The sequence below is a fragment of the Stenotrophomonas sp. 78350_Sma genome (assembly GCF_056482105.1).
Genome location: NZ_CM151182.1, coordinates 1 through 22,650, shown reverse-complemented (window position 1 = coordinate 22,650; position 22,650 = coordinate 1). Strand labels below are relative to the sequence as shown.

The 22,650-nt window shown below is 65.0% G+C and carries 19 protein-coding genes; 3 read left to right on the top strand and 16 right to left on the bottom strand.

Annotation, left to right across the window (positions count from 1 at the left end; translation table 11 throughout):
* Positions 1 to 18: 18 nt before the first annotated feature.
* Entirely contained in the window at positions 19 to 2,109 is a 2,091-nt protein-coding gene (locus ACZK4H_RS00095) for a TonB-dependent receptor family protein (protein ID WP_099554128.1), read from the bottom strand.
* A gap of 171 nt (positions 2,110 to 2,280) precedes the next feature.
* Here ACZK4H_RS00095 and ACZK4H_RS00090 point away from each other — a divergent pair, with 171 nt between their 5' ends.
* The 3 genes from ACZK4H_RS00090 to ACZK4H_RS00080 all read left to right on the top strand — a co-directional run bounded on the left by ACZK4H_RS00090 (position 2,281) and on the right by ACZK4H_RS00080 (position 5,661).
* Positions 2,281 to 3,483 carry an amino acid aminotransferase gene (locus ACZK4H_RS00090; protein ID WP_099554130.1) on the top strand — a complete coding sequence of 401 codons (1,203 nt, stop codon included), beginning with the start codon at positions 2,281 to 2,283 and terminating at the stop codon, positions 3,481 to 3,483.
* A 345-nt stretch (positions 3,484 to 3,828) separates the two neighbouring features.
* Entirely contained in the window at positions 3,829 to 4,845 is a 1,017-nt protein-coding gene (locus ACZK4H_RS00085) for a class 1 fructose-bisphosphatase (protein ID WP_014035428.1), read from the top strand.
* Positions 4,846 to 4,953: 108 nt separating this feature from the next.
* Positions 4,954 to 5,661, top strand: coding sequence for a 2OG-Fe(II) oxygenase (locus tag ACZK4H_RS00080; RefSeq protein ID WP_099554132.1), 708 nt, complete (start codon positions 4,954 to 4,956; stop codon positions 5,659 to 5,661).
* A 57-nt stretch (positions 5,662 to 5,718) separates the two neighbouring features.
* On the opposite strand, the gene ACZK4H_RS00075 is transcribed toward ACZK4H_RS00080, so the two are convergent.
* The 15 genes from ACZK4H_RS00075 to dnaA all read right to left on the bottom strand — a co-directional run bounded on the left by ACZK4H_RS00075 (position 5,719) and on the right by dnaA (position 22,650).
* Positions 5,719 to 6,810, bottom strand: coding sequence for a PA0069 family radical SAM protein (locus ACZK4H_RS00075; protein ID WP_099603970.1), 1,092 nt, complete (start codon positions 6,808 to 6,810; stop codon positions 5,719 to 5,721).
* A gap of 112 nt (positions 6,811 to 6,922) precedes the next feature.
* Positions 6,923 to 7,666: a pyridoxine 5'-phosphate synthase gene (locus ACZK4H_RS00070; RefSeq protein WP_142808014.1), complete on the bottom strand. Its 744-nt coding sequence runs from the start codon at positions 7,664 to 7,666 to the stop codon at positions 6,923 to 6,925.
* 9 nt (positions 7,667 to 7,675) lie between these two features.
* On the bottom strand, positions 7,676 to 7,945 hold the full coding sequence (locus tag ACZK4H_RS00065; RefSeq protein ID WP_099554138.1) for a hypothetical protein: 270 nt from the start codon (positions 7,943 to 7,945) through the stop codon (positions 7,676 to 7,678).
* Between the two features lie 40 nt (positions 7,946 to 7,985).
* Entirely contained in the window at positions 7,986 to 9,446 is a 1,461-nt protein-coding gene (cls, locus tag ACZK4H_RS00060) for a cardiolipin synthase (protein ID WP_099554202.1), read from the bottom strand.
* 158 nt (positions 9,447 to 9,604) lie between these two features.
* Positions 9,605 to 10,018: an ExbD/TolR family protein gene (locus ACZK4H_RS00055; RefSeq protein ID WP_004132666.1), complete on the bottom strand. Its 414-nt coding sequence runs from the start codon at positions 10,016 to 10,018 to the stop codon at positions 9,605 to 9,607.
* Between the two features lie 3 nt (positions 10,019 to 10,021).
* Positions 10,022 to 10,447, bottom strand: a complete 426-nt coding sequence (locus ACZK4H_RS00050) for an ExbD/TolR family protein (protein ID WP_012509603.1) — start codon at positions 10,445 to 10,447, stop codon at positions 10,022 to 10,024.
* A gap of 57 nt (positions 10,448 to 10,504) precedes the next feature.
* Positions 10,505 to 11,266, bottom strand: coding sequence for a TonB-system energizer ExbB (gene exbB / locus ACZK4H_RS00045; RefSeq protein WP_004132614.1), 762 nt, complete (start codon positions 11,264 to 11,266; stop codon positions 10,505 to 10,507).
* A 94-nt stretch (positions 11,267 to 11,360) separates the two neighbouring features.
* On the bottom strand, positions 11,361 to 12,029 hold the full coding sequence (locus ACZK4H_RS00040; RefSeq protein ID WP_049429181.1) for an energy transducer TonB: 669 nt from the start codon (positions 12,027 to 12,029) through the stop codon (positions 11,361 to 11,363).
* 143 nt (positions 12,030 to 12,172) lie between these two features.
* On the bottom strand, positions 12,173 to 13,360 hold the full coding sequence (locus ACZK4H_RS00035; protein WP_099554142.1) for a tetratricopeptide repeat protein: 1,188 nt from the start codon (positions 13,358 to 13,360) through the stop codon (positions 12,173 to 12,175).
* A 132-nt stretch (positions 13,361 to 13,492) separates the two neighbouring features.
* Positions 13,493 to 14,299, bottom strand: a complete 807-nt coding sequence (locus ACZK4H_RS00030; protein ID WP_010487422.1) for a M48 family metallopeptidase — start codon at positions 14,297 to 14,299, stop codon at positions 13,493 to 13,495.
* Positions 14,300 to 14,370: 71 nt separating this feature from the next.
* Positions 14,371 to 15,216: a CPBP family intramembrane glutamic endopeptidase gene (locus tag ACZK4H_RS00025; protein ID WP_099554144.1), complete on the bottom strand. Its 846-nt coding sequence runs from the start codon at positions 15,214 to 15,216 to the stop codon at positions 14,371 to 14,373.
* A gap of 67 nt (positions 15,217 to 15,283) precedes the next feature.
* On the bottom strand, positions 15,284 to 17,743 hold the full coding sequence (gene gyrB, locus ACZK4H_RS00020; protein WP_099554146.1) for a DNA topoisomerase (ATP-hydrolyzing) subunit B: 2,460 nt from the start codon (positions 17,741 to 17,743) through the stop codon (positions 15,284 to 15,286).
* A gap of 112 nt (positions 17,744 to 17,855) precedes the next feature.
* Positions 17,856 to 18,950, bottom strand: coding sequence for a DNA replication/repair protein RecF (recF, locus tag ACZK4H_RS00015; RefSeq protein ID WP_099554148.1), 1,095 nt, complete (start codon positions 18,948 to 18,950; stop codon positions 17,856 to 17,858).
* Between the two features lie 992 nt (positions 18,951 to 19,942).
* The gene (gene dnaN / locus ACZK4H_RS00010; RefSeq protein WP_005411731.1) at positions 19,943 to 21,043 is read right to left on the bottom strand and encodes a DNA polymerase III subunit beta; all 1,101 of its coding nucleotides are present in this window, start codon (positions 21,041 to 21,043) and stop codon (positions 19,943 to 19,945) included.
* Positions 21,044 to 21,318: 275 nt separating this feature from the next.
* The gene (gene dnaA, locus ACZK4H_RS00005) at positions 21,319 to 22,650 is read right to left on the bottom strand and encodes a chromosomal replication initiator protein DnaA (protein ID WP_005411730.1); all 1,332 of its coding nucleotides are present in this window, start codon (positions 22,648 to 22,650) and stop codon (positions 21,319 to 21,321) included.

The window sequence follows — 22,650 nt, the reverse complement described above, 5'->3', positions numbered from 1 at the left end:
GAGCGCAGCGGTCCCGCGCTAACGCCACGACCACTGCACACCCACGCTGGCCCGCCGCCCCGGCCCGGGCTCGTAGAAGCGGCCATTGCCATCGTTGACGATCACCGAGCCGATGTAGGCCTGGTCCAACACGTTCTCCAGCCGCGCGAAGGCGTGCAGCTCGCCACCCGGCAAGGTCCAGCGGCGCCCGCCTTCCAGATGCAGCAGGGCGAACCCGGGTGCGCGCGCCGTAGCCACGTCATTGACCACGGTATCGCTGCTGGCCGTGGCCTCCAGTGCCCATTGCCAGTCAGCCGGTGTCCATTGCAGGCGGGCGAAGGCCTGCTGGCGTGGCACACCGGGCAGGCGGCTGCCCGCCGCGACCACGTTGTTCGAGGTCAGGTACGGCGAGCGCACCTGCGCCTGCAGCCAGGTCCACGCCAGCTGCAGTTCCAGCTGTTCGGCCAGCGGTTGTCGGTACTGCAGTTCCACGCCCTGGCGGCGGGTGCGGCCAATGTTGCGATAGGTGCTGCGCCCACCGATGTTGCTGGCAACTGCCAGCTCATCGTCAGTATCTGCGCGGAACAGGCTGATATCGAGCTGGGTTCCATCCTGTGCGTGCCATTTGCTGCCCACTTCCAGGCTGCGGCTGTGCGCCGCCGCCAGATCCAGCGCCAATCCCGCCTGACCGTCGGCGCGATAGCCCAGTTCGTTGAAGGTGGGGGTCTCGAAACCACGTCCCACCGCCGCGTGCAGCCGCCACTGCGGGCTGGCCTCGAAGCTGATCCCGGCCGCCGGCGTGGTGGCCTGGTAGCGCCGGCGGCCGCTGTCATCCGGGTTGCGCCCGGTGATGTAGCGGTCGTCCGAGTCGAAGCGCACGGTGCTGTGGCGCAGGCCGGCCAGCAGCGACCAGCGCGGGCTCCATTGCCACCAGGCCTGGGCGAACTGGTCCACGTTCTGCACGACGTCGATCTGGTCACGACGCAGCCGCCCACGCACGCCCAGGGCGGTGCCGATGAAGTTCTCGTAGCCGGTGCGATGCTGGCGCTGGCGATCGGCGCTGAGCCCGGCCACCAGATCCAGGGGGCGGCCAGCAAGGTCACCATGCCACCCCCAGCGCGCGTCCAGTCCGCCGTAGCCGCCCTCCAGATCGATCACCCCGCCGGCATGCAGCGGATTGGCCTGCGCAGTCGGCGGAATCGGCAGGTACTGGCGCACCGCGCGCTGTCCGGCATAGCCCATCAACTGCCAGCGCTGCGCTCCCGTTTCACGGGTCCAGCGCAGGCCGGCCTGCTGCTGGCGCACCGATTTGCGGGTGTTGTACTGGTGCGCCACCGCCGTGGCCTGGCGCGGATCAGCCGCCACCTGGGCACGGGTCAGGCCCAGCGGATCCTGCGCATCTGGTGCTTCCAGTGCGTTGAGCAGCAGCTCCAGCCGCCCACCGCCCAGCTCTCCACCGATGCGTGCGTTGAGCGATTCACGGCGCGCGCGGCTGTGGTCCCGCCAGCCATCGGTGCGGAAGTGATTGGCGGCGATGTTGTAGTCCAGCACTTGGCCGGCACCCTTCAGCTGCGCACCGACACTGAGTGTGCTGTCGGCGCCGGCATTCACGCGCAACCGCCACGGGTCGCCGGCCTGGCCCTGCGCGCTCCAGACCTGCAGCACGCCGCCGGAGGAATTGCCGTACAGCGCCGAGAACGGCCCGCGCAGCACCTCGATGCGTTCGGCGCCCAACAGGCTGGCATGCGACAGCTGGCCCTGGCCATCGGGCATGGTCGCGGGCACCCCATCGATCAACACCCGCACCCCGCGCACCCCGAAGGTCGAGCGCGCGCCGAAGCCACGGATCGACAGCTGCGTGTCCTGGGCGAAGTTCTGCCGGTCGCGCGCCAGCAGCCCTGGTACCCCGGCCAGCGCCTCGGACAGCTGCGCGCCGGTGCCAGCGCGGCTGGCATCGATCCAGACCGTATCCTGGCTGGCCGGCAGCGCGAACGGGTCGATACCCGGCACCCGTGCGGCCTGTACCTGCACCGCAGGCAGGGCGGTGGGCGCAGGCTCGGCCACCGCCGCCCAGGGCGACAGCAGCAGGGCGGACAGCGGCAGGCAACGGCGTCGTGCGGCGGGATTCATGATTCAGGTTGATGGATCGGGCGGCAACGCACGCCATGGTACGGGGCCGCGGATGACGATGGCGGCGGCCAGCCCCGGCAGGCTTTGTTACGATGGGCTGTTTCCGGCTGAAAAGCCGCAGACCGCGTGGCGCAATTCCTCCCCCTTTCCGTCTACCGAACGAGTACCGCCGTGTCCTTCTTTGCAAACGTGGAACTGGTCCCAGGCGACCCGATCCTGGGCCTGACCGAGGCGTACAACGCCGACAGCCGCCCGACCAAGGTCAACCTGGGTGTGGGCATCTACTACGACGAGAGCGGCCGCATTCCGCTGCTGCGCGCCGTCAAGCAGATCGAGCAGCAGCTCGCCGCTGAAGCCAAACCGCGCGGCTACCTGCCGATCGATGGCCTGCCGGCGTACACGCAGGCCACGCGTGAGCTGGTGTTCGGCAAGGATTCGCCGCTGCTGGCCGCCGGCCGCGTCACCACCGCACAGACCGTCGGTGGCAGCGGTGCGCTGCGCGTCGGCGCCGACGTGCTGAAGAAGCTGCTGCCGCACGCCACCGTTGCGCTGAGCAATCCGAGCTGGGAAAACCACCGCGCCGTGTTCAGCGCGGCCGGCTTCGAGGTGGTGGAGTACACCTACTTCGACCCGACCACCCACGGTGTCAACTTCGACGGCCTGCTGGCCGACCTGGGCAAGCTGGAAGCCGGCACCGTGGTGCTGCTGCATGCCTGCTGTCACAACCCCACCGGTGCCGACCTTACCGTCACCCAGTGGAAGCAGGTCGCCCAGCTGCTGAAGGACAAGCAGCTGTTCCCCTTCATCGACATGGCCTACCAGGGCTTCGACAAGGGCATCGAGCAGGACGGCGCAGCGGTGCGCATCATCGCCGAAGCCGGCATTGACAGCTTCATCGTGGCCAACTCTTACTCCAAGTCGTTCTCGCTGTATGGCGAGCGCGTGGGTGCGCTGTCGATGGTGGCGCCGACCGCCGCTGACGCCAAGGCCGTGCAGTCGCAGGTCAAGCGTGTGATCCGCACCATCTACTCCAGCCCGTCCACCCACGGTGCTGCGCTGGTTGCCGGCGTGCTGACCAACCCGGAACTGCGCGCGATGTGGGAGCAGGAGCTGACCGAGATGCGCGAGCGCATCCACGCACTGCGCCAGGGCCTGGTCGAGAAGCTGGCCGCTGCAGGTGCACCGCAGTTCGGCTTCATCAATGAACAGGCCGGCATGTTCTCCTACTCCGGCCTGAGCCGTGAGCAGGTCGAACGCCTGCGCGACGAGTTCGGCATCTACGCCGTCGGCACCGGCCGCATCTGCGTGGCCGCGCTGAACCAGAACAACCTGGAATACGTCGCCAAGGCCGTGGCCACCGTCGCCAAGGGCTGAAGCAACACTGCACTGGTTTGAAGACAAAGGCGCCGAAAGGCGCCTTTGTTTTTGCTTCTGCTTTGCCTGTGCCTTTGCCACACCCTCCGCGCTCGCGGCGAACCCTGAAGCGCAGGGCGAGGTACACCGTGGCCAGGACACGCCGTAAACCCATCCATGGGGGCTCGGTCGGCGCATCCATGCGCCTTACTGTCCTGGCCACGGTGTACCTCGCCCTGTGCCTCCATGAAGGTAGGCGCCACGAGCGCAACGCATCTGGAAACGATTACGCCTCCCCGCGCTCACGCACGCGCTGGCCGGACCGGCGACAATAGGCGTTTTCCCGCTGCCGAGACCTGCCCGCTCATGTCCCGTACTTCGTTGACCCGCTTCCTGATCCAGGAACAGCACGCCGGCCGCATCAATGCCGACCTGCGCCAGCTGATCGCGGTCGTCGCCCGCGCCTGCACCAGCATCTCCATCGCCGTCAGCAAGGGCGCCCTCGGTGGCGTGCTGGGCGATGCCGGTACCGGCAACGTGCAGGGCGAAGCGCAGAAAAAGCTGGACGTGATCAGCAACGAGATCCTGCTTGAAGCCAATGCCTGGGGCGGCCACCTCGCCGCCTGCGCCTCGGAGGAAATGGACCACAGCCAGCCGGTGCCGGACATCTACCCGCGCGGTGATTTCCTGCTGCTGTTCGATCCCCTCGATGGCAGCTCCAACATCGACGTCAACGTCTCCGTCGGCACCATCTTCTCGGTGCTGCGCTGCCCGACCAACGTGGAACTGCCGGGCGATGACGCGTTCCTGCAGCCGGGCAGCAAGCAGATTGCCGCCGGTTACTGCATCTACGGGCCCAGCACCCAGCTGGTGCTGACCGTCGGCCACGGTACCCACGCTTTCACCCTGGACCGCGAGAAGGGCGAGTTCGTGCTGACCACCGAGAACATGCAGATTCCGGCGGCCACCCAGGAGTTCGCCATCAACATGTCCAACCAGCGCCACTGGGAAGCCCCGATGCAGGCCTACGTGGGCGATCTGCTGGCCGGCAAGGAAGGCGCGCGCGGGAAGAACTTCAACATGCGCTGGATCGCCAGCATGGTCGCCGACGTGCATCGCATCCTGACCCGCGGCGGCATCTTCATCTACCCGTGGGACAAGAAGGACCCGTCCAAGGCCGGCAAGCTGCGCCTGATGTACGAAGCCAACCCGATGGGCCTGCTGGTGGAACAGGCCGGCGGCGCCGCCTGGACCGGCCGCGAGCGCATCCTCGACATCCAGCCCGACCAGCTGCACCAGCGCGTGCCGGTGTTCCTCGGCTCGCGCGAGGAAGTGGCTGAGGCCGTGCGCTACCACCACGCGCACGACGACGCACAGGGCTGACGGCCGGTCCTCCGACAACGGCCATGGCAGATCGATGACATGACCGTGGGGTGACACCGAGGGCGGCAAACGGCACCATCAAGCTGTTGCCGCCTAAGGAATGCACGCATGCACGAGCAGGGCCCGGTCGATTTCATCGAAGTCATCCACAACGCGGTCCCCAGCGAGGTCTGCACGGCGATCGTCGAGCGCATGCGCGCTGCACAGGGCCTGCGGCCAGGCGCGGTAGGCAGTGGCGTGTTCCCGGAACTCAAGCACAGCAAGGATCTGCGCATCAGCGGCCTGGACGGCTGGCAGGATGTGGACCATCAGCTGCAGCATGCGGTGTTCAATGGCCTGCTGACTTATCTACGCCGTTATCCACAGGCGTTGATTGCACCACTGATGTTGCAGATCCAGGACAGCAACGGCCAACCGCGACGCCTGTCTGCCGAGGACTTCCCCGACATGCCGCCACAACAACTGGCGGATCTTGCGCGGACCTGCCTGCGTCCCGGCGCCATCAACCTGCAGTGGTATGCGGCAGGCGAGGGCGGCTATCCGTACTGGCACTGTGAGCTGTACCCCAAGGATGCGCAGGCCGAGACCCTGCATCGGCACGTGCTGTGGACGCTGTACCTCAACGACGAGTTCGAAGAGGGGGAAACCGAGTTCCTGTTCCAGGGGCGGAAGATCGCACCACGCACCGGCAGTCTGCTGATTGCGCCGACGGCGTTTACCCACACCCATCGTGGCAACCGGCCGCAGGGCGGCGACAAGTTCATCGCGACCAGCTGGATCTTGTTCCAGAGTGCGCAGAAGTTGTTCGGGGGGTGACCCCGAGCCTGCTCGACAGCCTCGGATGCAGCGTCGAGCCATGCTCGACTGGTCGACTCAGAACAGGCTTCCCTGCGGCGAATCCTTCTTCGGCGGCAACGGCTTCAGGAACCGGCTGCAATCCAGCTTCGGCCAATGGCTGTTCTGTGCATTGAACCCGAGACGCTTTCGCGCCAGCTTGAAGCGGTTGTTCAACAGCTCCGCATACACGCCCTGGCCACGCATGCGCGTGCCGAACTGGCTGTCGTAGTCCTTGCCGCCGCGCAGCTGCTGGATGGTGCTCATCACGTGTGCAGCGCGATCGGGATGATGGGTATCCAGCCAATCGCGGAACAGCGGTGCCACTTCCAGCGGCAGGCGCAGCAGCACATAACCGGCGGTGCTCGCACCTGCGTCGTGTGCGGCCTCCAGCACGGCTTCCAGTTCGCTGTCGTTGATCCACGGGATCACCGGTGCCACCATCACACCCACCGGAATGCCGGCGTCATGCAGGCGCTTCATCGCGCGCAGCCGTGCATGCGGTGCCGACGCGCGCGGTTCCAGCTTCGCGGAGAGGTGCGGGTCCAGCGAGGTCACCGAGAAATGCACGCTGACCAGATTTTCCGCCGCCAACGGTGCAAGCAGATCGATATCGCGCTCGACCAGCGCGTTCTTGGTGATCAACGAAAACGGATGCTTGGTTTCCAGCATCACTTCGATCAGCTGGCGGGTGAGTTTGAACTTGCGCTCGATCGGCTGGTACGCGTCGGTGTTGATGCCCAGCGCGATCGGCTGCGGCACGTAACCCGGCTTCGACAGCTCCTTGCGCAGCAGCTGCGGCGCATTGGTCTTGGCGAACAGCTTGGTCTCGAAATCCAGGCCCGGCGACAGGTTCAGATAGGCGTGCGAGGGGCGTGCGAAGCAGTAGGAGCAGCCATGCTCACAACCGCGGTACGGATTCACCGACTGGCTGAAGCCGACGTCCGGCGAAGTGTTGCGGGTGATGATGCTGCGCGCGGTCTCGGCGCGTACTTCGGTACGCAGGCGCGGGGCGAGGAACTCCTCGCTCTCGTCGACCGCCCAGCCATCGTCCACCGCCTCGCTGACGGTGCTTTCAAAGCGCCCGGCAAGGTGGGACGTGGAACCTCGGCCCTTGATCGCAATACCCATTGCGGCAGGTTACGCCGCAGCCGTCTCAATGGCTGCGACAACTGTTCCGGTAGCGCCGGGCCATGCCCGGCGGTCGAAATCCGGGCACCGCCGGGCATGGCCCGGCGCTACCTCACAGCAGCGCCAGGTAGCCCCGCACCGTGGCGTCCAGCCCCTCGTACAGCGCCTCACCGATCAGCGCGTGGCCGATCGACACCTCCAGCACGTCCGGCACGTTGGCCAGAAAATCGCGCAGGTTGTCCTGCGACAGATCGTGGCCGGCGTTCACGCCCAGGCCAACGGCCTGTGCACGGCGTGCGGCAGTGGCGAACAGCGCCAGCATCGCGTCAGCATCACCAGCCGCATGCGCCTCCGCATAGGGCCCGGTATACAGCTCGATGCGGTCCGCACCCACTTCGGCCGCCTGCTCCAGCAGCGGGTTGCCGGCGTCGACAAACAGGCTGACCCGGCAGCCCATCGCTTTCAGTTCGGCAATCAGCGGGCGCAGTCGCGCGGCATCCCGCTCGAAATCGAAACCATGATCGGAGGTGATCTGGCCGTCGCTGTCAGGCACCAGGGTGGCCTGCGCCGGGCGGGTCTGCGCGCACAGCGGCAACAGGCCGGGGTAACCCTCGCGCGGCGGCGCGAACGGGTTGCCTTCGATGTTGAACTCCACGCCACGGGCACGGGTCAGCGTGGACAGGGCCAGCACGTCCTCGGCGGTGATGTGGCGGCGGTCCGGTCGCGGGTGCACGGTGATGCCATGTGCGCCGGCATCCAGGCAGGCCTGGGCGGCACGCACCACGTCCGGTTCGGCACCGCCGCGCGAATTGCGCAGGACGGCGATCTTGTTGACGTTGACGCTGAGCTGGGTCATGGAACGGAACTACTTGGAAAGAGGGGACGGATCGTGGTCGTTGCGGTCGTCATTGCGCCGGGCCTGGGCCTGCTCGCGCAGGCGGCGCAGTTCCTCGGCGTCGACCAGGGTGGCGGGGTCGCGCTGAAGGTCGCCGAAGCGGGCGACGTAGCGGCCGCGCACCCAGGCCAGCAGGAAGGCGAGGGCGGCCAGCAGGCACAGGGTCATCAATGCGGCGCTGGGCGTCTTCAGGGCGAAGGCAAAGCAGCCCAGCGCCAGCAGCAGGTAAAACCAGTACATAGTCGGGCTCCCCGGATGATCGCCGCAGTGTAGCGCTGCGTCAGAGCAGCGGCGAGGCCAGCCGGGCGAAGGCCTCGGGCAGGCGGTGCAGCCACAGCGAGCGGCCGGCCTGGTCGTGCACCCGCGTGGAACGGTCGAATTCGCCCTGCAGCAGTTCGGCCAGCGCAGACACCCGGTCACGGTCGCTGATCATCATCGACAGCTCGAAGTTCAGCCGGAAGCTGCGGTGGTCGAAGTTGGCACTGCCAACGATGCAGACGTCGTCATCGGCGATGAAGGCCTTGGTATGCAGCATGCGCGGGCCGTACTCGTAGATCTTCACCCCGGCATGCAGCAGCTCGTCGAAGTAGGAGCGGGCGGCCTGGGTGACGAACCAGGAATCGCTCATCTTCGGCACCAGCAGGCGGACGTCCAGCCCACCCAGCGCGGCCGAAGTCAGGGCCATCCGCGCCGCTTCGCCGGGCACGAAGTAGGGCGTCACCAGCCACACCCGCTCGTGTGCTTCCTGGATCGCCGCCACGTGCAGGCGGTGGATGGTTTCCCAGCCCGAGTCCGGGCCGGAAACCAGCACCTGGGCGTTGATCGGGCCATCCGCGCGCAGTGGCATGTCGGCCGGCCAGAGGCGGGCAATGTCGAAGCGCGAATGATCCTGGCCGCTGGCATAGAGCCAGTCCTCGGCGAACACCAGCTGCAGGCTGCGCACCACGTGGCCGCGGATGCGCATGTGCAGGTCGCGGTAGGCGTCCGGCCTGCGGCTCTCGTCTTCGTCGTCGGTGATGTTGATGCCACCGGTGAACGCCAGGCGGCCATCGACGATCACCAGCTTGCGGTGGGTGCGCAGGTTCAACCAGGGGCGCTTGAAGGGCTTCAGCAGCTGCCGCGGATGGAACCAGACCGCCTCGCCGCCGGCATCGACCAGAGGCTGCAGGAAGCGGCGGGGCAGAGCGGAAGAACCCACTGCATCGAGCAGCAGGCGCACCTGCACGCCGGCCCGCGCGCGCTCGACCAGGGCGTCGCGCAGAGCGGTTCCGGCGTGGTCGGGATTGAAGATGTAGTACTCCAGATGCACGTGGTCGCGCGCCTGCGCGACGGCTTCCAGCAAGGCCGCGTAGGTCGCGGCGCCGTCCACCAGCCAGGTCACTTCGGTGGCGCTGCTCGGCGCCAGTCCTGTCGTGGCCTGGGCGATCTTGGCCAGCTCGGTGCAGTCGGCATCCGGTGGGCAGACATCACTGTAATGCTCCATGCCCGAACGCGCGCGGCCACGACGCAGGCGCTGCCGCTTCACCTTCTGCGGGCCCAGCAGGTAGTAGATGAAGAGACCCAGGTAGGGCAGCAGCGCCAGTGACAGGATCCAGCTCAGCGTGGCGACCGGCTCGCGCTTCTGCAGCATGATCCAGCCCGCCAGCGCGAACAGGTACAGCAGATAGGCCACCGCCAGGATCGTGCCGAGGTGGGCGATGCCATCAAGCCAGTGACGCAGGGAGTCGAAGAGGGCGAGCATCCAGCGATCATAGCGGCGCACGCAACTTGATGGGGTCAGATCCCTTTCCTGCGGAAAAGGGATCTGACCCCATCGAGGCACCACAGGCACAAAAAAGACGCCCCTGTTTCCAGGGGCGTCTGCAGTCGCGTCATGACTGTTGTGTTGCGGTGTAGCGATTACTGCTGCACAAAACCGATCTTTTTCATCTGAGCATTCTTCGCGGCGGCCAGAACCTTGGCCATCACGTCGTACTCGGAATCCGGGCTGGCGTCGATGCGCAGTTCCGGCTGGTTGGTCGGGTCACGCTGGACCTCCTGCTCCATCCGCTGCTGCAGCTCGCTCGCATTGATCGGGCTGTTGTTCCACGAGACCTGGTTGCTGGCGTCGATCTTCAGTTCGATCGGCGGCGGCGGTTCGACCAGCTGCGGCGGTGGGTTGAGCACGCGCTGCGGCAGGTCCACGGCGATCGGGTACGTCATGATCGGCGCGGTCACGATGAAGATGATCAGCAGAACCAGCATCACGTCCACGAGGGGCGTGACGTTGATGTCTGCCATGGGGCCCTTGCCACCACCACTACTGAATGCCATGGCTTACTGCCCCTTCTCTTTGGTCGCGACGAAGCCCACGTCCAGCATGCCCTGTTCCTGCGCGATCTTGGTCATCTCGTTGATGACCCGCATCTTGGTGGTGCGGTCACCACGCAGGTTCAGCGGCGGCTGCGGGGTCTGCTGGGCGGCGGTCGCCAAGCGCGACTCGAGAGTCTGCTTGTTGATTTCTTCGTCGTTCCAGTAGATCGAGCCATCTTCCTTGACTGCCAGGGTGATGGGACCCTTTCGGTCGTTGGTGTCGTCCGGCTTCTGGACCAGGTTGGCCTCCGGCAGATCCACCTTGACCTTGTGGGACATCAGGGGCGCCGTGATGATGAAGATGATCAGCAGCACCAGCATCACGTCCACGAGGGGCGTAACGTTGATGTCGGCCATGGGGCCGCCGCTGTTACCACTACTGAAAGCCATAACGGGCTCCGTCTAGATCGTGTTGACTACGTTCTCGCTGGGTACAGCGCGTCGCAATTAGCGGACGCGCGAACCGGTGGCGAAGAAGTCGTGCAGGTCGTGCGCGAAGGTATCGAACTTGCTGATGGTCGCGCTGTTGATCTTGCTGAAGAAGTTGAAGGCGAACACGGCCGGGATCGCGACGAACAGACCGATCGCGGTCATGATCAGCGCTTCACCCACCGGGCCTGCAACGGCGTCGATCGAAGCGGAGCCGGTGGCACCGATCTTGATCAGCGCGCCGTAGATGCCCCACACGGTACCCAGCAGACCGACGAACGGAGCGGTCGCGCCGACGGTGGCCAGCAGGGTCATGCCCGACTGCAGCTTGTTGCTTTCGCGGGTCACGGCCTGACGCAGAGCGCGGTCGACGAACTCCGAACGGCTCAGGTTCTCACCCACGCCGCCGGTGGCGCCGCCTTCAGCGCGCTGGTGGTGGGCAGCAGCCTGGGCAGCATCCAGGGCGATCTTGGAGAACGGCTCGGAAGCCGGCTGTTCTTCCATCGCACGGATGGCGTCCTGCGCGTTCGGGGTGTCCCAGAACAGGCTGACGACGCGATCAGCGGCGCTCTTCAGGCGGGTGGCGCGGAAGATGTTGATGACGGTCCAGTACCAGGACATGGCCGACATGACGACCAGGGTCAGCAGCACGACCCAGGAAACCGCGAAATCACCCGGCTTGGTGGTCATTTCGTGGATCAGGTGCTCGAAGCCCATCTGCGACAGGGCGTTGGACGGATTGCCCCCGGCAGCAGCGGCGATGAAAATTTCCTGCAGCATGACGCTTACCTTTGTTGTGTGTGGTGATAAAGGGTGTAGCTAAGCTAAACAATCGAACCGGGAGCGGGGGTGGCCAGTCGGCCACCCGGGCGCATCAGTTCAGCGCAAAGTTGACCGGGACGCGAACGCGACCTGCCGCCTTCTTACCGCCAGATTCAGCGGCGTTGAAGCGCCACTTGCGAGCCGCTTCCATCGCGGCACGGTCCAGGTCGCGGTTACGGCTGGACTTTTCCACCGTGACATTGGTGACGTTGCCGCTGGCATCGACATCAATGATCAGGATCACTTCGCCCTGGATACCAGCGCGGAAGGCTGCCGGCGGGTAGCGCGGCGGATTCATGGCCTTCGACGAGATGTCCACGCTGGCCTCGATCGAGGTCGCAGGTGCCGGCGGCGCGGGGGGCGACGGCGGGGTGACGATATCGCTCGGGCGCGGCTCCGGCACGTCCACGACCGGCGCCTGCGGCGGCGGCGGGACCGGCGACGGCTTCGGCGGCGACAGATTCTTCACCGGCGGCGGCGGAGTATCGGTCGGCGGCGGCGGCGGCGGCGGCGGGGGCGGCGGCGGCGGCGCATCGACGATGGTCACCATGACGTTGCGCTCCTTCTCAGCCACGGCCTTGGGAGCCACGGCGGGAATGAGGAGCATCATGAAGGCGGCCAGATGCAGGGCAATTACAAACGCGATGCCGACGATGCGAGGCCAGCTCAGCCCCTTGTCATCGGGTTGTTCGTACCGGTGAACGACTAGTTGTTCCGTCATGCGCCAAGAGCTCAATAGTGGGGCCGGGATGCCGGGGGCGGAATCCCTGATCAGCGGTGCATGACACCGCAGGAACCTCCAAGCTTATACCAATCCTGAGCGCCTGCGCATCAACTGAGCAGGCATTCAGGCGTTATTCCTACTTACTTCAGGTTGATGATTTTCTTGGCATCAGCCTGGTTCTTCACACCCTTCGCCAGCGCCTGCTGGGCGGCCTGCTTGGCCTCCGGGATGCGACCTTCGGCATGCAGGACGCGTGCCAGGTTCAGGTAGGTCTCACCGTCCTTGGACAGCGGGGCAGCCTTCTGCCACGCCTCGATCGCCTGCGGCACCTGGTCGGAGTAGTAGTAGGACTGGGCCAGCGCCAGGTAAACCTGGTAGTCCGGCTTCAGGATGCCCTTCTGCAACCCTTCGTTGATGACCGCGATGACGTCCTTTTCCTTTTTGTCGGTGTTGGCATAGATGGAGTACAGCTGCTTGTACTCGCGCTCTTCGGTGAGCTGGCCGCTGCTGCGCAGCTTGTCCATCACCGCGGCCGCCTTGTCCATCTGGTCGGCCTGCATGTACATGCTGGCCAGATTCAGCTGGGCTTTCTTGTCGTTCGGGTTCTTGGCGGCCAGCGCCTCGGCTTCCTTGACCGCTTCACCGGACTGGCCAGCTTCGGACAGGGCCGCCATCAGCAGCTGGTTCCAGTTGTCCTTCGGTTCGGCGGAACCGGCGATGGCCTGCTTCAGCACCGGGATCGCTTCCTGGTAGCGCTCCAGCTGGTACAGCGCCTGGCCCTTGGCGATCAGTTCTTCCGGCTTGGTCGACTTGCTCTCGGCAAAGTACTTGTCGAGGGTTGCCAGGCCTTCGGCGGTCTTGTCTTCCTGCAGTTCCAGCTGGCCCAGCATCAGCATCGACTGGAAGTGGCCGTTGTTGTCCAGCCCGTTGAACTGCAGGACCTGCTTCAGATAGGCGATCGCCGCCGGGGCGTCGTCGGTCTGGTAGGCCGCCTGCGAGGCCAGCTGCGCGGCCAGCGACTTGTCGTACTCGTTCGCGGCGCTGTCAGCCAGGATGGCGTCGGCCTGGGTGCGGGTCTCCGGGAACTTTTCCTTGTTGTAGCTGTCGATCATTTTCTGCAGCTTGCTGCCCATCTTGGCCGAGGCCTTGACCGTCGGCTCCTGGCGGGTCGCGTTCGGGTACAGCGCCTCGGCCTTGGCCTGCTTGCCGCCGCGGTTGCCGCGCTCGGAGGAACGCGAGGACTGCGCGAAGGCATCGGTGACCACGGCGCCGGTCAGGGCGGTCGCGACGAGGACGGAAAGCACAGCTTTGTGGTTACGGAAAATCATCGTTCACCTCGATCGAACCGCCGGTTAGCGGCAAAGTCGGACTGTCAGAAAAATCTGAGCCGCCAAACGTATCAGAAACAGATGGCGTGAGAAATCGTTTTATGTGCTGCAATACAGCATAGAACTGCGCACTCATCCGCACTTTGGCCGTAGCCCGGCCGCCTGCGCCTGCTGATAGACCGGCGTCAGGGCCGGGGCATCGCGTCGCAGTTCCTGGATCCGGTTGGCCGGATCAGGGTGGGTGGACAGCCATTGCGGGCTGCGGCCGCCGCTGGCGGCCATCATGTTCTGCCACAGATCGACTGCCTGCGCCGGATTGAAGCCGGCCTGGGCCATCAGCCGTTGGCCGATCACGTCAGCCTCGCTTTCCTGGGTGCGCGAGCCGGGCAGCAGGAAGGCGGTCTGCGCGCCCATGCCGCCGAGCTGGTTGACGGTGCTGGCAGCGCCTTCGCCGTAGGCCGCACCGGCCAGCGCACCGAGCACGGCCAAGCCGGTCTGCGCGCCCATCTGGCGGGTGATGCGCTCTTCATGGTGGCGGGCGATGACGTGGCCGATTTCATGGCCGATCACGGCAGCCAGCTGGTCCTGGTTCTTGGCGACGGTGAAGATGCCGGTGTTCACACCGACCTTGCCGCCGGGCAGGGCGAATGCGTTGGGCTCCTTGTCGACGAACACCGCCGTCTCCCACCGTACGCCACGGTATTGAGGCGGCAACTGCGCGACCAGGGCATTGACCACGCACTGCACGTAACCGTTCTGGCGGCCGTCGGTGCTGATCTTTTCCTTCTGCTTTGTTTCGGCGAACGCCTGTGCGCCGAGCTGGTCCAGCTGTGCCTGCGAGACGCCGCCCACCATCTGCCGGCGGCCGGTAGGGGAGGTGGTGGTCGCGCAGGCGCTGACCAGGGTGGTGATGACAAGGGCCAGCAGCAGTTGTTTCATGGAAGCTCCCCCGTGTTCATATGCGCAGTGTGTAGCGTAGCGGCTTAATCTTTCGTCAAGCGGACGCGGCGTTACGTTGACCCCAGGAACACCATCGCGGCAAGGGCAACCGCATTGTTCAACGCATGCGCGGTGATCGCCGCCCACAACGTGCCGGTACGCTGGTAGAGCCAGCAGAACGCAGCCCCCATGCCACCATAGACCAGCCACAGCTGTGCGATTTCGGCCGGGCCATTGGCGCTGGTGCCGGGGATCTCATGGATCAGGGCGAATGCGAGGCTGCTCAGCACCACGCCCAACCACGGGCGCCCCGCCTTCCACAGGCGGCCAAACAGCACGCGGCGGAACAGCAGTTCTTCGTAGGCTGGCGCCAGTACCACCGCGAACAGCAACAGGAACAACGGGAAACGTGCGATCGCGCTCTGCATCAGCGCCAGATTGGTGGGGACCGGCTCGATGCCGAACTGCTTGGCCAGGAAGGCAATGCCGTTGCTGCCGAGCACGATCAGGGTCGCCACCAGCAGGGTCCAGCCCCAGGTGGAGGGGCGGCGCAGCGCCTGGCGCGACGCCTGACGTTCGGCGGCGTTGGCTGGCCGTCGCCAGAAGTACAGCAGCAACGCGGCACCACCGGTGGCAAACAGCGCCATGAGAATCTGCGCAAGCGCGCCGGGCTGGCCCAGTGTCGCCGCGACCGAACCGGCGTCGGGCGTTCCACCGCTGGCCTGCGCATTGGCGTAGCCAACCACCACGCCACGGTAAAGGCCCCACAGCAGGCCGCTGATCAGGCTCAGGCCAAACAGGGTGACAGCGGCGATGCCCAGGTCGATGAAAAACCCCGCCAGCGGTGAAACGACACGCGGCGCGGCCGAGGCCGGCGGAATCGGGGGCGGGGCGGAAACCGGGGCGGATGCGGACATCAGGTACCTGCGTTCAAGGATCGAAGGCCGGCGCGCCTCCCCGCGCACCGGCCATCACCGGATTGTGTCAGATATCCAGGTTGGCGACCTTCAGTGCGTTGTCCTCGATGAAATCGCGACGCGGTTCGACGACATCGCCCATCAGGGTGCTGAAGATCTGGTCGGCTGCGACAGCGTCTTCGATGCGCACCTGCAGCAGTCGGCGGGTTTCCGGGTTCACGGTGGTGTCCCACAACTGCTCCGGATTCATTTCACCCAGACCCTTGAATCGCTGGATCTGGCGGCCGCGCTTGGCCTCTTCGAGCAACCAGTTCTGCGCCTTGGCAAAGCTGTCCACTTCGATCGACTTGGCGCCCCGGGAGATGGTCGCACCTTCGCGGACCAAGCCATGCAGCAGCTTGGACGCCTGGTGGATCGCGCGCAGTTCGCCGCTTTCGAACGCCGACATCGGCAGCACCTGGAGGTGCTGTTCGCCCATGTGGCGACGGGTCACCAGCACGGCGGCCGGGCGCTCATCGTTGGCTTCCTGCAACTCCAGGCTGAAGCGCGGGCTGCCCAGGCTGCCCTGGTTGAGGCGCTTGGCCAATGCATCCAGGCCTTCGCTTTCACCGGCATTGCGCAGGCTCTCCAGATCCATCGGCACGAAATCGACCAGCGCTTCGAGCAGGTTGCGGTCATAGCGGTGCGCGTTGCGCTCGATGGAATCGAGGGCAGCAGCGTAGGCCAGCAGCAGCTTCTCCAGCGCCAGGCCTTCGATGCCCGGCTCGCCGGTGGCCGGCACCAGCGCAGCGTTTTCCACTGCGCTGCTGGCCAGGTAGCTGTCCAGCGCTGGGTCGTCCTTCAGGTACAACTCCTGCTTGCCCTGCTTGATCTTGTACAGCGGCGGCAGGCCGATGTAGACGTAACCGCGCTCGATCAGCTCCGGCATCTGACGGTAGAAGAACGTCAGCAGCAGGGTGCGGATGTGGGCGCCGTCGACGTCGGCGTCGGTCATGATGATGATCTTGTGGTAACGCAGCTTGTCCGGGTTGTACTCGTCACGGCCGATGCCGGTGCCCAGCGCGGTGATCAGCGTACCGACCTGGTCGGAGGACAGCATGCGGTCGAAGCGTGCGCGTTCCACGTTGAGGATCTTGCCGCGCAGCGGCAGCACCGCCTGGTTCTTGCGGTTGCGGCCCTGCTTGGCCGAACCACCTGCCGAGTCACCCTCGACGATGAACAGTTCGGACAGCGCCGGATCCTTTTCCTGGCAGTCGGCCAGCTTGCCCGGCAGGCCGGCGATATCCAGCGCCCCCTTGCGGCGGGTCAGGTCGCGGGCCTTGCGCGCGGCTTCACGTGCACGCGCGGCGTCGACGATCTTGCCGGCGATCGCCTTGGCTTCGTTCGGGTTTTCCTGCAGGAACTCTTCCAGGCGCGCACCGAAGGCGTTTTCCACCGCCGGGCGCACGTCCGAGCTGACCAGCTTTTCCTTGGTCTGGCTGGAGAAGCTCGGGTCCGGCACCTTCACCGACAGCACGGCGATCATGCCTTCGCGCATGTCGTCGCCGGTCAGGTTGATCTTGGCCTGCTTGGCGATGCCGTTCTGCTCGATGTAGTTGTTGAGCACGCGGGTCAGCGCACCGCGGAAACCGGCCAGGTGGGTACCGCCGTCCTTCTGCGGGATGTTGTTGGTGAAGCAGTACATCGTCTCCTGGTAGGAGTCGGTCCACTGCAGCGCCACATCCACCACGATGCCATTGTGCTCGCCGGTAACCGAGATGACATTCGGGTGCAGCGGGGTCTTCAGCTGGGCCAGGTGCTCCACGAAGCTGCGGATGCCGCCTTCGTAGTGGAAGTCATCGCGGCGGCCGTCGCCACGCTCGTCAGCAAGGACGATCTTGACGCCGGAGTTCAGGAACGACAGTTCGCGCAGGCGGCGGGCCAGGATGTCGTAGTGGAATTCCACGTTGTCGTGGAAGGCAACGGTGGACGGCCAGAAGCGCACGGTGGTGCCGCGCTTGGTGGTGGTTTCCAGCGTGGCCAGTGCGGTCACGGCGGCGCCGTCGCTGAATTCCTGCTGGTAGTGGAAGCCGTTCTGGAACACGTCCACCAGCAGCTTCTGCGACAGCGCGTTGACCACGCTGACGCCGACGCCATGCAGGCCGCCCGAAACCTTGTAGCTGTTGTCGTCGAACTTGCCGCCTGCGTGCAGGACGGTCATGACGACTTCGGCCGCAGACACTTCGCGACCGAGCTTGGCACTCATCTGTTCGTGCTTGCCGGTCGGGATACCACGGCCGTTGTCGGACACCGAGACCGAACCGTCAGCGTGGATCGTCACCGCGACATGGTCGGCGTGGCCGGCCAGCGCTTCGTCGATCGAGTTGTCGACGACCTCGAACACCATGTGGTGCAGACCGGTGCCGTCATGCACATCACCGATGTACATACCGGGACGCTTGCGGACAGCCTCCAGGCCTTCCAGGGCGGTAATGCTGTTGGCGTCGTAATTGCCGTTGTTTGCCGGGGTGTTCTGTTCGTCGCTCATTGCGCTTGCCGTAGGCTCCGCAGGTCGGCCACCGCTTGGAGCGATGCGCCGAGAATGAAAGGATTCCAACCCGAATTATACCAGCCGGGGTCGAGCGGCCCTGGTGTGCCCACTATGGCACAGCCACGATCTGTGCATGTTCCACGTGGAACCGGGCGATCTGGGTCAATTCCTGCAGCGCCGCCGGAGTTTCGGTGGCGGTGATGAAGATCTGTGCCGGGCCATTGAGCAGGCGCTCCAGTACCCGCGCCTGGTGGGTGCGATCCAGCTCCGAAGCCAGATCATCCAGCGCGATCACCGGCCATTCGCCACGCTGTTCGGCATAGTCTTCGGCCTGCGCGAGCAGGCAGGCCAATGCCGTCAGCTTGGCCTGGCCCCGGGACAGCGCATCGCGACCAGGAATGCTCTGGAAATCCACACTCCAGTCCGCCCGGTGCGGGCCGACCGAGGTGTAGCCGGCCTGACGGTCGCGCTCGCGAGCCAAAAGCAGGGCATCGGCCAGCGGAAGTTCATGCCGCCTCCATCCAGGACTCAGTTCCAGTCCCTGGATGCCGAGTTGCGGTGCCAGGCTGGCGGCCAAGGCCACAGTGCGTTGCTGCAGACGCTCCAGGTAGTGCTGGCGGCGGCTGGTCAGTGGTTCTCCAGCCTCGGCCAGCTCGTGATCCCAGGTATCGAGCATCCGCGACGGCCCGCCCTGCTTGAGCAGGGCATTGCGCTGCTTCAGCGCCCGGGAGTAGCGGCGCCACAAGGACAGAAAGTCCGGTTCCACGTGGAACAAGCCCCAATCGAGGAAGCGGCGGCGGGGTTCCCCACCACCACTGACCAATGCATGGCTCCCAGGCTCGAACGTCACCACGGCCAGCGCTGCGCAGAGATTGCCCAGTTGCGCGACATCTTCGCCGTCCAATCGCCCCTTCCAGTCCTGGCCACTGTGGCGCAGGCCAGCCTTTCGGCGGTGGGGCGGGTGATCGGCACGCTGTTCGTCCCATTCCACGAAGATTTCCAACGCTTCCTGGCCCTGGCGCACCAATCCATCGCGCACCCGGCCACGGAAGCTGCGTCCATAGGCCATCAGATGCAGGGCTTCCAGCACGCTGGTCTTGCCGGCACCGTTGTCGCCGGTCAGCAGGTTCAATCCCGGCTGGGGCGACAGGTCCACCGCACTGAAGCGACGCAGTTGGTGCAGGGCGAGGCGGCGGATAAGCATGGGGCGCGAAAGACCATCCGCACGAGGCGGTACCGGGGCAGGGAATCCATCAGCTTACTGCATCGGTCAAGCAGGACGCGCTGCGCCAGCTGCAACGCGGAGCAGAGAGCTCTGCGCGCCAGGCAATCGCACGTTCCACGTGGCACCACGGCATCCGCTTGACCGCTTACAGGCCTGGACCTGGCCAGAATCCCTTCAATTCTGCTGAGGGCGGCAGGGCATCGACCCTCAGATTTCAACGATTTAAGGGCCTTTGTACAGCCATGAGTGCGCGCTTCGGCGGGGGGCGTTCGGATGACCCGGCGGATTCCTTCAAATCTGCGATCCAGTGTCCTGGAGGGTTCCACAGATTTCAAAGAATTCAGCCCCTTCGTTTCACGCTGTCCACAGCGGGTCTGTATGACTTATACACAAGGTATGGGCAATCTGTGGGTAAAAAAGGCCTTTTCCCTGCCGCTTAAAACTATCCACAGGTTCCCCCCCAGCCTGAGGGGCCTCTATACAGGGGGTTTCAGCCGTATAAATTTGTTTTAAATCATACAGATAGCTGGTTTTCCCACGAGATCTGGCCCTACCATCACCACCATGCTTTAGATTTATACCCAGATTTAGAAGCTAGGCTCGGCCCGTTCTGCCCCGAATCAGCCCTGTGGACAGAGGCGTTTGCAGCATCAGCGGAGATCGCGGCATCAGTGGTGCCTCGCTTCGCCAATCCAGTCAGATCTGGCCGAATACACTCACGTTGAGAATCCAGGTGCTGGCGCTTCCGATCGAACGTGATGCGTCAGCGAGCATTGGCCGCAATCGCGCTGGTCCCAACACCCGCCGTGAATCGTACTGAAGGCAGAGCGATAGAAGGGGACCAGCGATGAGGGTGACGTCCCTGCAAACGGATGCTGCTCAACACCCCGACCCAATGCTCCACGTGGAACAAAAAAAACGCCCGGGAAGATCCCGGGCGTCGTTCGGTTCCACGTGGAACAGCGCTGCTGTCAGAGGCGCAGCGGCATGACCACGTGACGCGACTTCTCGCTGCTGGATTCACGCACCAGCGCGGAGGAGTTGGAGTCGCGCAGCTGGATGATGACTTCCTCGTCGCGCAGCGCAGACAGCGCATCCAGCAGGTAGTTCACATTGAAGCCAATGGCCAGATCGCTGACCGTGGTGTCGGCCTCGATCTCTTCCTGGGCTTCTTCCTGCTCCGGGTTATGCGCACTGATCTTCAGGTTGCCCGGCGAGACTTCCACGCGGATGCCGCGGTACTTCTCGTTGGACAGGATCGCGGCACGCTGCAGCGAGGCACGCAGGGCTTCGCGATCCACCTTCACTTCACGGTCGGCACCGATCGGAATCACTGCTTCGTAATCCGGGAAGCGACCGTCGATCAGCTTCGAGGTGAAGGTGACATCGTCGCGCTTCACGCGGACATGGCTGCGGCCGACTTCCAGCTCGATCTCGCGATCGCCGCTTTCCAGCAGGCGCTGCAGCTCGGTCACGCCCTTGCGCGGCACGATGATCTGGCGCTTGGAACCGCTGGGCTTGGCCAGGTCGGTTTCGCACAGGGCCAGGCGATGGCCGTCGGTGGCAACAGTGCGCAGGGCATCGCCGCGCAGATCGAACAGCAGGCCGTTGAGGTAGTAGCGCACGTCCTGCTGGGCCATCGCGAACGCGGTGCGTTCGATCAGTTCCTTCAGGGTCGCTTCGCCGATGGCCACGCGCTCGGTGGCTTCCACTTCGTCCACCGACGGGAAGTCGTTGGAAGGCAGGGTGGCCAGGGTGAAGCGGCTGCGGCCGGCCTGCACGGTGATCTTGTCACCGGTCTGCGAGACGGTGATCCGGCTGCCGTCGGGCAGGGCGCGGATGATCTCGAACAGCTTGCGGGCGGGAATGGTGGTTTCGCCGTCCTGGGCGTCTTCAACCGCGATCCGCGACACCATCTCCACTTCCAGGTCGGTACCGGTCAGCGACAGCTGGCCGTTCTGCACCTGGACCAGGAAATTGGCCAGAACCGGAAGGGTCTGGCGGCGTTCGACCACGTTGACGACCTGTGCCAACGGCTTGAGAAAGGCTTCGCGCTGCAGTGTGAAACGCATGTGGTTCCGTGCCCCTATGCTTTAAAAAATGTGGAATAAATCAAAAGCTTGGTGGTGCTGGTAGAGACAGAATCGCTGGAAAACAACGCTAAGTCTTTGTAAATAAAAGAATTTCAGACCTCGAAACCCTCTGTATTACCGACCCCCAGGGGGTGGGGAAAGCTGTGGATAAATTCAGCGCGATTTCAAACGCCATTTTTATCCACAGCGTGTCCCGCGCTTGCTACCGGATTCTGCACCGTTTTGTGCGATGACGCCTCATCGGCATCCGTGCATCATTCGCTCAGCTTCCGGATCAGCTTGTCCCAGTCCTCGCGGAGCTTGCCGTCGGTTTCCATCAGGGTGCGGATCTGGCGGCAGGCATGCAGCACCGTGGTGTGATCGCGACCGGCAAAGGCGTCGCCGATCTCGGGCAGGCTGTGCTCGGTCAGTTCCTTGGTCAGGGCCATGGCGACCTGGCGGGGGCGGGCCAGCGAGCGGGTCCGACGCTTCGACAGCAGATCCTTTATCTGCAGGCCGTAGTAGTCGGCAACGGTTTTCTGGATGTTGGGAATGCTGATCGCCTGCTGCTGGGCGCGCAGCAGATCGCGCAGGGTTTCCTGGGCGAATTCGGTGGTGATCGCGCGGCCGGTGAAATTGGCGCGGGCGGTCAGCGTATTGAGCGCGCCCTCGAGGTCGCGCACGTTGGAGCGCATCTTCTTGGCGATCAGGAACGCAACATCATCGGGAATCTCGGCACCGCGCTCGCGCGCCTTGGCCAGCACGATCGCGGCGCGGGTCTCGAAGTCCGGCGGTTCGATCGCGACCGACAGGCCCCAGGCAAGCCGCGACTTCAGGCGCGCTTCCAGGCCCTCGACTTCGCGCGGATAGCGGTCACAGGTCAGGATGATCTGCTGCTTGCCATCGAACAACGCGTTGAAGGTGTGGAAGAACTCTTCCTGGGTGCGGTCCTTGCCGGCGAAGAACTGGATGTCATCGATCAACAGCGCGTCCACCTGCTGGAACTGGCGCTTGAACTGATCCATGGTCTTTTCCTGCAGGGCCCGGATCATCGCGCTGAAGAACTGTTCCGAACGCAGGTACAGCACCTTCGCGCCCGGATTGGCCTGGCGCATGGCGTTGCCGGCGGCGAACATCAGGTGGGTCTTGCCCAGGCCGGTGCCTCCGTACAGCAGCAGCGGGTTGTGCGCGCGGTCGCCCGGCTTCTGCGCCGCCTGGAACGCGGCGGCCAGGCCCAGCTGATTGCTGCGGCCTTCAACGAAGTTGGCGAACGTGTAGTGATTGTCCAGGTTGCCGGCAAACGGCACCTGCGGTTCGCTGGACACATGCGCCGATGGCGTGGAAACCGGCGCGTTCTGCGCCTCCACAGGGCGCGGGCGCGAGCCGATTTCAAGGAAAACGTCGCTGAAACCGGCGAAATGCGCCAGCAGTTCGCGGATCCGGGCCAGATACAGCTCGCGGACCTGGTCGACGATGAAGGCATTCGGTGCATACAGCACCAGGCTGTCCACGCGCAGATCGGCCTGCAGCGGCTTCAACCAGGTATGAACGTCTTCCGGCGGGAACTCCGCTTCGAGGCGCTCGAGACTACGGGACCAAGCATCCAT

What these genes read in the sequence shown, in the direction of transcription:
- ACZK4H_RS00095 (WP_099554128.1), bottom strand. Translation starts at nt 2,109, where the DNA reads ATGAATCCCGCCGCACGACGCCGTTGCCTGCCGCTGTCCGCCCTGCTG.
- ACZK4H_RS00085 (WP_014035428.1), top strand. Translation starts at nt 3,829, where the DNA reads ATGTCCCGTACTTCGTTGACCCGCTTCCTGATCCAGGAACAGCACGCC.
- ACZK4H_RS00080 (WP_099554132.1), top strand. Translation starts at nt 4,954, where the DNA reads ATGCACGAGCAGGGCCCGGTCGATTTCATCGAAGTCATCCACAACGCG.
- ACZK4H_RS00075 (WP_099603970.1), bottom strand. Translation starts at nt 6,810, where the DNA reads ATGGGTATTGCGATCAAGGGCCGAGGTTCCACGTCCCACCTTGCCGGG.
- ACZK4H_RS00070 (WP_142808014.1), bottom strand. Translation starts at nt 7,666, where the DNA reads ATGACCCAGCTCAGCGTCAACGTCAACAAGATCGCCGTCCTGCGCAAT.
- ACZK4H_RS00065 (WP_099554138.1), bottom strand. Translation starts at nt 7,945, where the DNA reads ATGTACTGGTTTTACCTGCTGCTGGCGCTGGGCTGCTTTGCCTTCGCC.
- cls (WP_099554202.1), bottom strand. Translation starts at nt 9,446, where the DNA reads ATGCTCGCCCTCTTCGACTCCCTGCGTCACTGGCTTGATGGCATCGCC.
- ACZK4H_RS00055 (WP_004132666.1), bottom strand. Translation starts at nt 10,018, where the DNA reads ATGGCATTCAGTAGTGGTGGTGGCAAGGGCCCCATGGCAGACATCAAC.
- ACZK4H_RS00050 (WP_012509603.1), bottom strand. Translation starts at nt 10,447, where the DNA reads ATGGCTTTCAGTAGTGGTAACAGCGGCGGCCCCATGGCCGACATCAAC.
- exbB (WP_004132614.1), bottom strand. Translation starts at nt 11,266, where the DNA reads ATGCTGCAGGAAATTTTCATCGCCGCTGCTGCCGGGGGCAATCCGTCC.
- ACZK4H_RS00040 (WP_049429181.1), bottom strand. Translation starts at nt 12,029, where the DNA reads ATGACGGAACAACTAGTCGTTCACCGGTACGAACAACCCGATGACAAG.
- ACZK4H_RS00035 (WP_099554142.1), bottom strand. Translation starts at nt 13,360, where the DNA reads ATGATTTTCCGTAACCACAAAGCTGTGCTTTCCGTCCTCGTCGCGACC.
- ACZK4H_RS00030 (WP_010487422.1), bottom strand. Translation starts at nt 14,299, where the DNA reads ATGAAACAACTGCTGCTGGCCCTTGTCATCACCACCCTGGTCAGCGCC.
- ACZK4H_RS00025 (WP_099554144.1), bottom strand. Translation starts at nt 15,216, where the DNA reads ATGTCCGCATCCGCCCCGGTTTCCGCCCCGCCCCCGATTCCGCCGGCC.
- gyrB (WP_099554146.1), bottom strand. Translation starts at nt 17,743, where the DNA reads ATGAGCGACGAACAGAACACCCCGGCAAACAACGGCAATTACGACGCC.
- recF (WP_099554148.1), bottom strand. Translation starts at nt 18,950, where the DNA reads ATGCTTATCCGCCGCCTCGCCCTGCACCAACTGCGTCGCTTCAGTGCG.
- dnaN (WP_005411731.1), bottom strand. Translation starts at nt 21,043, where the DNA reads ATGCGTTTCACACTGCAGCGCGAAGCCTTTCTCAAGCCGTTGGCACAG.
- dnaA (WP_005411730.1), bottom strand. Translation starts at nt 22,650, where the DNA reads ATGGATGCTTGGTCCCGTAGTCTCGAGCGCCTCGAAGCGGAGTTCCCG.